Here is a 12609-nt window from a genome sequence, read left to right as displayed (position 1 = left end):
TGGCTCAGAGCCGGCGACGCCGCCGGTAGACCGGGTACGCGACCGCGCCGATCAGGCAGACGGCAGCGGGCACGGCCGAGAACAGGAACTCGGTCCAGCTCACCGGGTGCCCGATGGTGAACAGCAGCAGCACGATGCCGGTGACGGCGGCCGCGATCGGCAGACCCTTGGGGAAGTTCTGGTGCCAGCCCCAGTCGACCGACGGCTCGTCGGCCGGGTCGACCCCGGAGGCGACCGCGATCTCGCGGGTCTTGCTGGTCGTTGCGCTGTGCGCCACTGCCTTGCTGGCCACCGTGTGTCCTCCTGCTCCGGCTCCGTGCGGGGTCATCGTCGCACAGCTCGCGGGCCGAGGATGATGTGCGGTGATGAAGTCACTCGTCGTGTTGGGCAGCACCGGGTCGATCGGCACCCAGGCCCTGGACGTGATCACCCGCGCCGGCGGGTTCACGGTGTCCGGGCTGGCCGCGGGCGGATCGGACGTGGACCTGCTGGTGTCCCAGGTCCGCACGCACCGGGTCGGGCGGGTCGCGGTCGCGTCCGCCGCGGCGGCGACGCGCATGCGGGAGGAGCTGCCCGGCGTCGAGGTGCTCGACGGCCCGGACGCCGCGACCGAGCTGGTCACCGCGTGCGGCGCCGACATCGTCCTGAACGGCATCACCGGCTCCCGCGGCCTCGGCCCGACCCTGGCCGCGCTCGCCACCGGTGCCCGGCTCGCGCTGGCGAACAAGGAGTCGCTGGTCGCGGGTGGTCCGCTGGTGTCGGCGGCGGCCGCGCCGGGGCAGATCGTGCCGGTCGACTCCGAGCACTCCGCGCTCGCGCAGTGCCTGCGCGGCGGGCGGGAGTCCGAGGTCGACCGGCTGGTCCTCACCGCCTCGGGCGGCCCGTTCCGCGGCCGGTCGCGCGCGTCGCTGCGGGACGTGACCGTCGAGCAGGCCCTGAAGCACCCGACCTGGGACATGGGCCCGGTCATCACCATCAACTCGGCGACGCTGGTGAACAAGGGCCTCGAGGTGATCGAGGCGCACCTGTTGTTCGGGGTGCCCTACGACCGCATCGACGTCACCGTGCACCCGCAGTCGATCGTGCACTCGATGGTCACCTTCACCGACGGCTCGACGATCGCGCAGGCGTCGCCGCCGGACATGCGGCTGCCGATCGCGCTGGCGCTCGGCTGGCCGGACCGCATCGCCGGCGCCTCGGCGCCGTGCCGCTGGGACACCGCGCAGAGCTGGACCTTCGAGCCCCTCGACGACGACGCGTTCCCCGGTGTGCGGCTGGCGCGCGCCGCCGGGACCACGGGCGGCTGCCTGCCCGCGGTGCTCAACGCGGCCAACGAGGAGCTCGTCGAGGCGTTCGTCGCCGGGGCGATCGGCTACACCGACGTCACCGACCTCCTCGGCGGGGTGCTGGAGGCGGCCGACGCCTGGACGGGTGACCCGGCTACCGTGGACGACGTGCTGGCTGCCGAGACCTGGGCCCGCGCCCACGCGCGCGAGAAGGCGGGAACGTGACCATCGTCTGGACGGTCGTCGGTATCGCGATCTTCTTCTTCGGGCTGCTGCTGTCGATCGCCTGGCACGAGCTCGGGCACTTCACCACGGCCCGCTGGTTCGGGATCAAGGTCCCGGAGTTCATGGTCGGCTTCGGCCGCACCCTCTGGTCGGTGCGTCGTGGCGAGACCGAGTACGGCATCAAGATGATCCCGCTGGGCGGCTACGTCCGGATGATCGGGATGCTGCCGCCCGCGAAGGGCGGGACGCTGGGCCGCAACCGTCGCACCGGTCCCTTCCAGGGGCTGATGGACGACGCCAGGGCGCAGTCGCAGATGGACGTGCGGCCGGAGGACGCGGACCGGCAGTTCTGGACGCGGTCACCGTGGAAGCGGATCGTCGTCATGTTCGCCGGGCCGTTCATGAACCTGATCCTGGCGGTGGTGCTTTTTTCCCTGGTCCTGATGGGGATCGGCGTACCGACCGCTACCACCCAGATCGAGTCGCTCGAGAAGTGCGTGCTCCCGGCCGTCGCGGTCCAGGACGGTGTCCCGCAGGAGTGCCCGGCCGGAGCGCCGCTCGCCCCTGCGCTCGCGGCCGGGGTCCAGCCCGACGACCGCATCCTGTCGGTCCGTGGGCAGGAGTTCGGGCCGGACGACGGTACCGCGCTCCAGGATGCGATCCGCGCGTCGTCGGGGCCCACCCCGGTCGTCGTGGAGCGGGCCGGCCGGCAGATCCCGCTGACCGTCGACGTCATCCCAAACGTCCTGCCGGCACGGGGCTCTGCGGACCCCTACGCCACGGTGACGGCGGGCTATCTCGGTGTTGCGCTCGACACGCAGTACACGCAGCTCGGGCCGGGTGACGTCGCCGCTCAGATCGGCAACGGCGTCGTCCGCACGGCGGAGGCGATCACCCAGATCCCCGCCCGCATCCCGGCCCTGTTCGGGGCCGCGTTCCTCGGCGAGGAGCGGAGCCAGGACAGCCCCATGGGCGTCGTCGGCGTCTCGCGGATCGGCGGCGAGATCCTCGCCCAGCAGGACGTCCCGTGGCAGGCCGATGTCAGCCGGTTCCTGATGATGCTGGCCGCGGTGAACCTGTCGCTGTTCCTGCTGAACCTGCTCCCGGTCCCGCCGCTGGACGGCGGCCAGATCGTCCCGGCGATCTGGGAGGCCATCAAGCGCAACACCGCGAAGCTGCTCGGGCGCCCCGACCCCGGGCCGGTCGACGCGGCCAAGCTCCTGCCCGTCGCCTACGTCTTCGTGATCGTCTTCCTGGGGTTCTCGGTCATGGTCGCGATCGCCGACATCGTCAACCCGGTGCGGCTGTTCGGGTGAGCGCAGCACCCGAGGGCGCACGCCCGCTGGCGGTCTTCGACATCGACGGTGTCCTCGCCGACGTCTCGCACCGGCTGCACTTCCTCGACGTGCACCGGTGGGAGAAGTTCTTCGCCGCCGCGCACGCCGACCCCCTGCTCGACGAGGGCGCGGACCGGCTGCGCGCGGCCCAGGACGAGCACGACGTCGTCTACCTGACCGGCCGCCCCGAGCGGAACCGCAGGCTGACCGAGACCTGGCTGAGGGGCTTCGGCCTGCCCACCGGGCCGCTGTTCATGCGCCCCGACGACGATCACCGCCCCGCCCGGTACGTCAAGCGCGAGGTCCTGCGGCTGCTCGCCCGCGAGCGGGAGATCGCGATGATCCTCGACGACGACCCCGCCGTCGTCCGGGTGCTGGAGGCCGACGGGTGGCCGGTCGAGCTCGCGACCTGGCTGCCGCACAGCTCGACGCTGCAGGACGCGCAGGAGAACCAGGGCCGCACGTAGTGCCCCTGCTCACCGGGTACGGCGGGTCCCGCGGCGCGGTGGGATAGTGGAGGTCGTGAGCGTCTCCCTGGGTATGCCGTCCGCGCCCGCGCCGACCCTGGCCCCGCGCCGGAGGACGCGGCAGCTGCAGGTCGGCCCGGTCGGTGTCGGATCCGACCACCCGATCTCCGTCCAGTCCATGACGACCACCCTGACCTCCGACGTCAACGCGACCCTCCAGCAGATCGCCGAGCTGACCGCGGCCGGCTGCGACATCGTGCGCGTCGCCTGCCCGTCCGCCGACGACGCCGAGGCCCTGCCCGCGATCGCGCAGAAGTCACAGATCCCGGTGATCGCCGACATCCACTTCCAGCCCAAGTACGTGTTCGCCGCGATCGAGGCCGGCTGTGCCGCGGTGCGGGTGAACCCGGGCAACATCCGCAAGTTCGACGACCAGGTCAAGGAGATCGCGCAGGCCGCGAAGGACCACGGCACGCCGATCCGGATCGGGGTCAACGCGGGCTCGCTCGACAAGCGCCTGATGGAGAAGTACGGCAAGGCGACGCCCGAGGCGCTCGCCGAGTCGGCCATGTGGGAGGCGGGCCTGTTCGCCGAGCACGACTTCCACGACATCAAGATCTCGGTCAAGCACAACGACCCGGTCGTCATGGTGCGGGCCTACGAGCTGCTCGCCGAGCAGTGCGACTACCCGCTGCACCTGGGCGTCACCGAGGCCGGGCCCGCGTTCCAGGGCACGATCAAGTCGGCCGTCGCGTTCGGGGCGCTGCTGCGCCAGGGCATCGGCGACACCATCCGGGTCTCGCTGTCCGCACCGCCGGTCGAGGAGATCAAGGTCGGCCAGCAGATCCTGGAGTCGCTGAACCTGCGCCCGCGCAAGCTGGAGATCGTCTCCTGCCCGTCCTGCGGTCGCGCCCAGGTCGACGTCTACACCCTCGCCGACGAGGTCACCGCCGGTCTGACCGGCATGGAGGTCCCGCTGCGCGTGGCCGTCATGGGCTGCGTCGTCAACGGTCCCGGTGAGGCGCGCGAGGCCGATCTGGGCGTCGCCTCCGGCAACGGCAAGGGCCAGATCTTCGTCAAGGGCGAGGTCATCAAGACCGTCCCCGAGCACAAGATCGTGGAGACGCTGATCGAGGAGGCCATGCGGCTCGCCGAGGAGATGGGCGAGAGCGTGGACGGTGTGACGGGTGAACCGCAGGTGACCGTCGGCTGAGCGAGTGCCGGTACCGGACGGGCGTCGACGTGGCATCATGAACCCGTGCTGAGGGTGGCCGGAGCACGGCTTCTCGACGATCGTCACCGCTCCGGGGTGCACGACGTGCTCGACGCCGACCCGGTCGCCGCGTGCATGGTCGCCTCCCGTATCGAGGCGGTCGGCCTCGACCCGTGGCGGCTGGGCGGTGAGCTGTGGTCCCACGGGGCCCCGGCGGACGGTCTGTGCTTCTCCGGGGCGAACCTGGTGCCGCTGCGCGGTGACCGGGCGGCGCTGCGTGCCTTCGCCGACCGGGCCCGCCGGGCCGGACGGGTGTGCTCGTCGCTGGTGGGGCGGGCCGAGCTCGTCCTGCCGCTGTGGGAGGAGCTCGCACCGGGCTGGGGCCCGGCCCGCGAGATCCGGCCCGACCAGCCGCTGATGACCCTCGAACGGCCGCCGATGATCGCGCCCGACGCCCGGGTGCGTCCGGTCCGGATCTCCGAGCTCGACCGCTACCTGCCGGCCGCCGTCGCGATGTTCACCGAGGAGGTCGGCGTCGACCCCCGGGAGGGCGACGGCGGGGCGGGCTACCGGGCCCGGGTCGCCGAGCTGATCACGTCCGGGCGGGCGTTCGCCCGGTTCCACGACGGTGAGGTCGTGTTCAAGGCCGAGATCGGCGCCCTGTCGCGCACCGTCGGCCAGATCCAGGGGGTCTGGGTGGACCCGGCCTGGCGCGGGCACGGGCTCGGCACGGCCGGGACGTCGGCGGTCGCGGTCGCGCTCGCCGGGATGGGCCGCTGCGCCAGCCTGTACGTCAACGCCTTCAACGCTCCGGCCCGGGCCGCGTACCAGCGGGTCGGGTTCGTGCAGGTCGCGCGGTTCGCCACCGTCCTGTTCTGACCACGATCGGGTCGCGGTGCTTGACCGTGCCGCAACGGCACGGTGTCGACTCGGCCGTGGCCGCGGACATCCGCCGCGCCACCACGAGCAGGGAGGTCGTCGTGTCCCGTTCCAGCTCCGCGTCGCCGGTCGTCACCGGGACCGGTCCGCGCCCGGGGTGGGTGGAGGTCGTCGTCGGCCTGGTCGTGCTGGCCGCCGTCGCCTACGGGGGCGGACCGCTGGTGCTGCGGATCCTCGACCCCGGTCCGCTCGCCGGGGGCCTGTTCCTCGCGGCGCTGTCGGGGATCGCGGGCATCGCCGGGTTCGCCGCGGCCGTCGCGGTCCGGCGTCGCCCGCTGCCGGAGTTCGGCGTGCGGGCGACGTCCGTGCGCTGGCTGCTGCTCGGCGCCGCCGGGGCGGTCCTGGCGTTCGTCGTCAGCCGGCTGCTGGTGGTCGGGATGGTCGCGCTCGGGATCGAGCCGGAGAACATCCAGGGCGCCTACGCCGACGCGGGCAGCGGCGGGGCCTGGTCGGTGGCGCTGTCGCTGCTGTTCCTCGCGGTGCTGACACCGCTGGGTGAGGAGCTGTTGTTCCGCGGGGTGGTGACCTCGGCGCTGCTGCGCTACGGCGCCGTCGTCGGTGTGCTGGGCAGTGCCGTGGTCTTCGCGCTGGCGCACGGGCTGAACGTGGTGTTCCTGACGGCGCTGGTCGTCGGGCTGGTCGCGGGTGAGCTGCGACGACGCAGCGGCTCGGTGTGGCCGGGGGTGGTCACGCACCTGGTGCACAACGCCATGGCCCAGGTCGTCGCGCTGGCGTTCGCCGGGGTGCTGTGAGCGACGGGCAGCTACCAGGCGCCTGATAGCGTCCGGTCCGTGCCCGACGAGGACGTGCCGCTCTGGGAGCTCATCCGGACGGCCCACGTCGTCGCCCGGGGGTTCCAGCGGGTGTTCGCCCGGGCCGGCCTGACCGCGACCGGCTTCGGCGTGCTCGCCGAGCTCGCCGACCGCGAACGGACGGGCGGGCCGCCGCCGTCGCAGGCCGAGCTCGCCCGGATCGTGCTGCTGCGCCCGCAGAGCGTGGGGGAGCTGGTCACCGACCTCGTCGCCCGTGGCCTCGTCCGCCGCGACGGGCCGGGCGGCCGTGGGCGCCGCGCCGGTCTGGAGCTCACCGACGACGGCCGCGCCGCGCTGCAGCGTGCCCGGCCGCTGGTGCAGGAGTTCACCGCGCCGGAGGCCATCGGGCTCGACCGGGACCGGACCGCCGAGCTGACCGCGATGCTGCGGACCGTGCGCGAGACGCTGGCCGCGGCGGAGGACTGACGGGGCGCCCGGACACCCGGGCCTCACACCGGGCGCGGCATACTCGCTGATCGTGATCGCCACCCTGCGGAAGCGCCCCCTGGTCCTGGCCGCCGCGATCGTCGTGCTCGTCGCGGTGGGTGTCGTGGTGGCGCTGCTGCGCCCCTGGGGAGGTGCCGGGACGACCGCCGAGCGGTACGTCACGGCCTGGGCCGCGGGGGACGCGCCGGGTGCGGCCGTCTACACCACGGACGCGGAGGCGGCGGGCGCCTACCTGCAGAAGTCCCGCGACGACCTCGCCCCGGCCGGCATGACCGCCCGGGTGACCGGCACCCGCACCGACGGCGACCGCGCGACGTCGACGGTGGAGGTCGCCTGGGACCTGGGGCAGGGCCGGGCCTGGAACTACACCCTGGACCTGCCGCTCGTCGCCGCCGACGACGTCGCGGGCAACGACACCGGCTGGGCGGTCGACTGGTCGCCCGCGGCGTTCGCGCCGGGGCTCACCGACGGCCAGCGCCCGGTGACCCGCACCGTGACCGCCGCCCCGGCGCCCGTCCTCGACGCCGGCGGGGCCACGCTGCTCGCGCCCACCCCGGTCGTCACCGTCACCCTGGACAAGGCGCAGGTCGGGCAGGCCGCGGGTGGGCTCGGCTCCGCATTGGGCACGATCGACCCCGCGATCACGGCGTCGAGCATCACCGCGGGCGCGAACGCCGTGCCGGACGGACAGGCCTACACCGTCGTCGTGCTGCGGGAGCCCGACTACCAGCGGGTCCGCGACCGGATCTACGACCTGCCCGGCGTCCGGTTCGTGTCCTCGACGCGGCTGCTGCCGCCCGACCAGGGCTTCGCGGGGCAGCTGATGCAGGGCGCCCGCGCCGACATCGAGAAGGCCGCCGGCGGGACGCCCGGCTGGTCGGTCGACGTCGTCGGCGCCCGCGGCGAGACCGTCCGCTCGGTGGCCGGCCAGCCCGCCGGGCCGGGGAAGCCGGTCACCCTGGAGCTCGACCGCACCGTGCAGGACGCGGCGCAGGCCGCCGTCGACGCCGACTCCAAGCAGGCCATGATCGTCGCGATCCGGCCGTCCACCGGGGCGGTGCTCGCGGTGGCGCAGAACGCGGCCGCCGACCGCGACGGCGCGCTGGCCCTGACCGGCCGCTACCCGCCCGGCTCCACCTTCAAGATCGTCACCGCGTACGGGGCGATGCCGGCGGAGAACCTCACCCCGCAGTCCCCGGTCGAGTGCCCCGGCACCACCGTCATCGACGGGCGCACCATCCCCAACGAGGACTCCTTCGTGCTCGGCACCGTGCCGCTGACCGAGGCGTTCGCGCAGTCCTGCAACACCACGTTCTCCCGGCTCGCCCTCGGCCTGCCCGCCGGCGGCCTCCCGGACGCCGGGAAGGCGCTCGGCTTCGGCGCGGACTGGAAGATCCCCGGGATGACGACGATCACCGGTACCGTCTCGCCCGCGACCGACGACCTGCAGCGGGCCAGCGACGGCTTCGGACAGGGCGACGTCCTCGCCTCCCCGTTCGGCATGGCGCTGGTGTCGGCGACGGTCCAGCACGGCGCGCCCGTCACGCCGTCGCTGATCCGCGGGGCGACGACCGAGGCCGCCGTCGCGCCGGGCACCCCGGACCGCGCGGTGCTCGACCAGCTGCGCCCGATGATGCGCGCCGTCGTCACCTCCGGGACGGCGCGGGCCGCCGCCGGGCAGGGCGAGGTGTACGGCAAGACCGGCACCGCCGAGTACGCGGGCCCCGACGGCGGCAACCGCTCGCACGGCTGGTTCACCGGTTACCGCGGTGACCTGGCCTTCGCCACCCTCATCGTCGACGGCGGGTCGTCCGGGCCCGCGGTGCAGATGACGGCGCGCTTCCTGGCGGGCGTCCCGCGCTGAGCGACCGGCCGGGCGGCGGCGGGACGGCGTCGTGCCGGGCGCCCTACCCTGGTCGTCGTGCACCCCAGCCGGATCCCCGCCCTGGCGTTCGTGGCCGACCTCGTCGCCGTCGTGGTGTTCGCCGCCATCGGGAGGCTGAGCCACGCCGAGGCCGACAGCGTGCTCGGCCTGCTCGGCACCGCGCTGCCGTTCGCGCTGGGGGTCGCGGCGGCCTGGGCGACGCCGTGGGTGCGGTCGGCGCCGGCGTCGCTGCGCGCCGGGGCGGTCGTGCTCGCCGGGGCCGTGGTCGTCGGGCTCGTGCTGCGGCTGGGGTTCCTGGGGCGGCTGCCGCTGTCGTTCGCGGTCGTCGCGACGATCTCGCTGGCGGTGCTGCTGCTGGGCTGGCGGGGGATCTCCGCCGCGGTCGCGCGGATGCGGGCCCCGCGCACCCCGACCCGCTGAGGGCCCCGGACGTACGATGGGGGTCATGTCGACCCGCACGCTGCTCGTCCCCGGTACGCCGACCCCAAGTCGCGAGGTGCCGTCGCACATCCCGCGTCCGGAGTACGTCGGCAAGCCGGCCCCGGCACGCAGCCGCCGCGGCGACATCCAGACGCCCGAGACGATCGAGCTGATGCGCCACGCCGGGAAGATCGCGGCCCAGGCGCTGCAGCTCGCGGGGGAGACCGTCCGCCCCGGCATCACCACCGACGAGATCGACCGCGTGGTCCACGAGTTCCTCGTCGACCACGATGCGTACCCCTCGACGCTGGGCTACCGCGGCTTCCCCAAGTCCTGCTGCACCAGCCTCAACGAGGTCATCTGCCACGGCATCCCGGACACGACCGTCATCGACGACGGCGACGTGCTCAACGTCGACGTCACCGCGTTCGTCGGCGGGGTGCACGGCGACACCAACGCGACCTTCCTCGCCGGTGACGTGTCGGAGGAGGCGCGGCTGCTCGTCGAGCGCACCCGCGAGGCCACCATGCGCGCCATCAAGGCCGTCCGCCCCGGGCGTGAGCTGAACGTCGTCGGCCGGGTCATCGAGTCCTACGCCAAGCGCTTCGGCTACGGCGTGGTCCGCGACTTCACCGGCCACGGCATCGCCCACGAGTTCCACTCCGGGCTGGTCGTGCTGCACTACGACCAGCCCGACGTGCACACCGTCCTCGAGCCGGGGATGACCTTCACCATCGAGCCGATGATCACCCTCGGCGGCATCGACTACGACACCTGGGACGACGACTGGACCGTCGTCACCAAGGACAAGTCGTGGGTCGCGCAGTTCGAGCACACCATCGTGGTGACCGACGACGGCGCGGAGATCCTGACCCTGCCCTGAGGCGGGGCCGCCCGGCGTGTGCGGTCAGGCGGCGGCGCGCTCGCGCAGCAGGGCCAGCGCCTCGTCGGCGTGCTTGTTCATGTCGGTCTCGGACCCGATCTCGGCGAGGACCGCGCGGTCCGGGCCGATCACGAACGTCTTGCGGCGGGTGTGGAAGTTCCCCGGGAGCCAGGCGCGGTAGGCGCCGAAGGACTTCGCGACGGCGTGGTCGGCGTCGGACAGCAGCGGGAACCCGAAGCCGTTCGCGGCGGCGAACATGTTCTGCTTGTCCGGCCGGTCCGAGGAGATCCCGACCGGCTGCGCGCCGACCTCGGCGAACTCGGCCGCGAGGTCCCGGAAGTGGCAGGCCTCGGCCGTGCAGCCACCGGTCATCGCGGCCGGGTAGAAGAACAGGACGACGGGCCCGGCCGCCAGCAGGTCGGACAGCCGGCGCGGTGCGCCGGCCTCGTCGGGCAGCTCGAAGTCGGTGGCGGTGTCGCCGACGGCCATGGTGTCTCCTCGGGTCGCGGGTGCGGGGTGGGTCAGGAACGTGGGGGCAGCGGGAGGAACCCGCTGGTGCGGCGGACGTAGTCGGCGTAGCCGGGGCGCCGGTCGGCGATGTCGCGTTCCAGCAGCGCCGCGCCGGTGCCCTTCATCAGGTTCGCCGTGATCACAGCGACCCCGACGAGGCCGATCAGCCCGGCCGGGTGGTGCAGGGCGAGGATGCCCAGGCCCCACCAGACGCAGGCGTCGCCGAAGTAGTTGGGGTGGCGGGTGAACCGCCACAGCCCGCGGTCCATCACCTCGCCGCGGTTCGCGGGGTCGGCGGTGAACCGGGCGAGCTGGGCGTCGCCGACGGACTCGAAGGTGAACCCGACCGCCCAGACGAGCACGCCGAGCACGGTGACGGCGACCAGCCATCCGGCGGCCGCGGTGCCGTACTGGGCGACCTGCACGGGGAGCGAGACGACCCACATCACCGCGCCCTGGGTGAGGTAGACGCGCCGGCCGATCGAGCCGCGCTCGCGCAGGTCGACGTAGCGCCGGTCCTCGGGCTTCCCGTGGTTGCGCCGCGCGATGTGGCGGGCCAGCCGCCCGCCCCACACCGCGACGAGCACGACCACCAGGGCGCGCCGCCAGCCGTCGCCGGTCGGGTCGAGGGCCGTCGCGGTCACCGCGGTGACGAACGCGACCCACACGAACCCGAGCCCCCAGACGACGTCGACGCCGTCGTGCCGGCCGCGCCGCACGCCGATCGCGTACGCGAGGGCCATGAGCACGGCGACGGCGACGGCGGTGACGCCGAGGTTGACGGCCCACGCCGCCCAGGGGAACGGGTTCACCCCGGTCATGCTGTCGCGGCCGGCGACGGCGCGCCCGCCGGGGCGGACCCGACGGCCGGGTCGAGCCCCAGGATCCCGGTGCGGCTGCGCGGGAGCCCGGAGGTGCCGTCGGCACCGGGGCGGACGGTGAGGATCTGGTGCACGCCCATCCGGTTCTCCTCGAACGCCAGCGCGGCGCCGGCCAGGTACAGCAGCCAGATCCGCCACTGCTCCTCGCCGATCATCCGGACCGCGGTGTCGCGGTGCGCCTGCAGCGTCTCCAGCCAGGGCCGGACCGTCCACACGTAGTGCTCGCGCAGCGAGTGCACGTCGACGATCTCGTGCCCGGCCTGCTCCAGGAACCCGAGGGTCTCACCGAGCGGGCGCATGTACATGTCCGGCGCGACGTAGGCCTCCATGAACGCGCCGCCGCCCGGTGCGGTGTTCGCCCCGACCGACCCGCGCGACATCTGCTGCAGCAGCAGGCGTCCGTGCGGGCGCAGCATGCGGTGCAGCTGTGCGGCGTAGACGCCGTAGTTCTCCTGCCCGACGTGCTCGCCCATCTCGATGGAGGACACGGCGTCGAAGGGCTGCTCGGAGATCTCGCGGTAGTCCTGCAGCCGGATCTCCACCCGCTCGGACAGCCCCGCCCGGCGGACGCGCTCGACGCCGTAGTCGCGCTGCTGGGCGGACAGGGTCACGCCGGTGGCGTGCACGCCGTAGTGCTCGGCCGCGTGCACGAGCAGCGAGGCCCACCCGCAGCCGACGTCGAGCAGCCGCATCCCCGGCGCCAGGCCGAGCTTGCGGCAGATCAGGTCCAGCTTGTCGCGCTGGGCGTCGACCAGGGTGTAGCCGGGCCCCTCGTCGCGGGTCCAGTAGCCGCACGAGTACGCCATCTGCGGATCGAGCAGGAAGGCGTAGAACTCGTTCGACAGGTCGTAGTGGTGGCTGATCGCGTCGCGGTCGCGGCGACGGCTGTGCCGCCGCCCGCCCAGCCGGGCCTCCGACGCCGGCGGTCGCGGCGGGGGGCCGACGGCGCCGAGCCGGGCCGCGGTGCCCAGCGCACCCAGCTTCTGACGCAGGTCGAGCGTCGCCGAACCGGTCCCCGGCTTCGCGAGCGCCCAGAACCGGGACAGCCCGTCGGCGATGTCCCCGTCGACGGACAGGTCGCCGGAGACGAACGCGCGGGCCAGGCCGAGCTCGCCCGGCGCCCACAGCAGCCGGCGCAGGGCCCGGCGGCGGTTCACGATCACCGTCGGTGGGTTCGGGTCGTCGGGGGTGCCGGTGCGGCCTGCCTCGCTGCCGTCCCAGGCGCGCAGCCGCACCGGGAGCGGGGCGCCGAGGACGTCCTCCAGGAGCGAGGTGAGGCGCTCCGCGGGGGTGGTGGTCATGGG

General features: G+C 73.8%; 14 protein-coding genes. 10 read left to right on the top strand and 4 right to left on the bottom strand.

Features of this window, described 5'->3' with window-relative positions; all coding sequences use genetic code 11:
* Nucleotides 1-4: 4 nt before the first annotated feature.
* Nucleotides 5-292, bottom strand: coding sequence for a DUF2631 domain-containing protein (locus AC0GKK_RS07670; protein WP_168172194.1), 288 nt, complete (start codon nt 290-292; stop codon nt 5-7).
* 73 nt (nt 293-365) lie between these two features.
* Here AC0GKK_RS07670 and dxr point away from each other — a divergent pair, with 73 nt between their 5' ends.
* From dxr to map, 10 genes are all read left to right on the top strand, one after another.
* Complete coding sequence (gene dxr / locus AC0GKK_RS07665) at nt 366-1511, top strand: 1-deoxy-D-xylulose-5-phosphate reductoisomerase (protein WP_489883485.1); 1146 nt, start codon at nt 366-368, stop codon at nt 1509-1511.
* Entirely contained in the window at nt 1508-2827 is a 1320-nt protein-coding gene (locus tag AC0GKK_RS07660) for a M50 family metallopeptidase (RefSeq protein ID WP_345642852.1), read from the top strand. The genes dxr and AC0GKK_RS07660 overlap by 4 nt, the downstream gene beginning before the upstream one ends.
* A complete protein-coding gene (locus AC0GKK_RS07655; RefSeq protein WP_489883484.1) occupies nt 2824-3315 on the top strand; it encodes a phosphatase domain-containing protein in 492 nt (163 codons plus the stop codon). Before AC0GKK_RS07660 ends, AC0GKK_RS07655 begins: the two co-directional genes overlap by 4 nt.
* Before the next feature lie 55 nt (nt 3316-3370).
* Nucleotides 3371-4528, top strand: a complete 1158-nt coding sequence (ispG, locus tag AC0GKK_RS07650; protein WP_174565920.1) for a flavodoxin-dependent (E)-4-hydroxy-3-methylbut-2-enyl-diphosphate synthase — start codon at nt 3371-3373, stop codon at nt 4526-4528.
* Nucleotides 4529-4573: 45 nt separating this feature from the next.
* Nucleotides 4574-5407: a GNAT family N-acetyltransferase gene (locus AC0GKK_RS07645; protein ID WP_251784821.1), complete on the top strand. Its 834-nt coding sequence runs from the start codon at nt 4574-4576 to the stop codon at nt 5405-5407.
* 101 nt (nt 5408-5508) lie between these two features.
* Nucleotides 5509-6219 (top strand): CPBP family intramembrane glutamic endopeptidase, encoded by a 711-nt coding sequence (locus AC0GKK_RS07640; RefSeq protein ID WP_251784820.1) that lies wholly within the window; start codon nt 5509-5511, stop codon nt 6217-6219.
* Between the two features lie 39 nt (nt 6220-6258).
* A complete protein-coding gene (locus AC0GKK_RS07635) occupies nt 6259-6705 on the top strand; it encodes a MarR family winged helix-turn-helix transcriptional regulator (protein ID WP_345642839.1) in 447 nt (148 codons plus the stop codon).
* Between the two features lie 52 nt (nt 6706-6757).
* Nucleotides 6758-8590, top strand: a complete 1833-nt coding sequence (locus AC0GKK_RS07630; RefSeq protein WP_489883483.1) for a penicillin-binding transpeptidase domain-containing protein — start codon at nt 6758-6760, stop codon at nt 8588-8590.
* A 57-nt stretch (nt 8591-8647) separates the two neighbouring features.
* Entirely contained in the window at nt 8648-9031 is a 384-nt protein-coding gene (locus AC0GKK_RS07625) for a DUF3054 domain-containing protein (protein WP_224403194.1), read from the top strand.
* A gap of 25 nt (nt 9032-9056) precedes the next feature.
* On the top strand, nt 9057-9914 hold the full coding sequence (gene map, locus AC0GKK_RS07620) for a type I methionyl aminopeptidase (RefSeq protein ID WP_073578284.1): 858 nt from the start codon (nt 9057-9059) through the stop codon (nt 9912-9914).
* 24 nt (nt 9915-9938) lie between these two features.
* On the opposite strand, the gene AC0GKK_RS07615 is transcribed toward map, so the two are convergent.
* Genes AC0GKK_RS07615 through AC0GKK_RS07605 form a run of 3 tightly spaced genes read right to left on the bottom strand, consistent with a single transcriptional unit; the run spans nt 9939 to nt 12606 of the window.
* Nucleotides 9939-10403, bottom strand: a complete 465-nt coding sequence (locus tag AC0GKK_RS07615) for a peroxiredoxin (RefSeq protein ID WP_178376828.1) — start codon at nt 10401-10403, stop codon at nt 9939-9941.
* A 32-nt stretch (nt 10404-10435) separates the two neighbouring features.
* Complete coding sequence (locus tag AC0GKK_RS07610; protein WP_405418587.1) at nt 10436-11245, bottom strand: DUF1295 domain-containing protein; 810 nt, start codon at nt 11243-11245, stop codon at nt 10436-10438.
* Nucleotides 11242-12606, bottom strand: a complete 1365-nt coding sequence (locus AC0GKK_RS07605) for a class I SAM-dependent methyltransferase (RefSeq protein WP_489883482.1) — start codon at nt 12604-12606, stop codon at nt 11242-11244. Before AC0GKK_RS07605 ends, AC0GKK_RS07610 begins: the two co-directional genes overlap by 4 nt.
* Nucleotides 12607-12609 lie beyond the last annotated feature (3 nt).

This window comes from Pseudonocardia sp. P-1, from assembly GCF_058111925.1.
This window is presented reverse-complemented; position numbering and strand designations above follow the sequence as displayed.

Bases quoted from the DNA above. Each gene is read 5' to 3' on its own strand.
- dxr (WP_489883485.1), top strand. From the start codon at position 366: ATGAAGTCACTCGTCGTGTTGGGCAGCACCGGGTCGATCGGCACCCAG.
- map (WP_073578284.1), top strand. From the start codon at position 9,057: ATGTCGACCCGCACGCTGCTCGTCCCCGGTACGCCGACCCCAAGTCGC.
- AC0GKK_RS07615 (WP_178376828.1), bottom strand. From the start codon at position 10,403: ATGGCCGTCGGCGACACCGCCACCGACTTCGAGCTGCCCGACGAGGCC.
- AC0GKK_RS07610 (WP_405418587.1), bottom strand. From the start codon at position 11,245: ATGACCGGGGTGAACCCGTTCCCCTGGGCGGCGTGGGCCGTCAACCTC.
- AC0GKK_RS07605 (WP_489883482.1), bottom strand. From the start codon at position 12,606: ATGACCACCACCCCCGCGGAGCGCCTCACCTCGCTCCTGGAGGACGTC.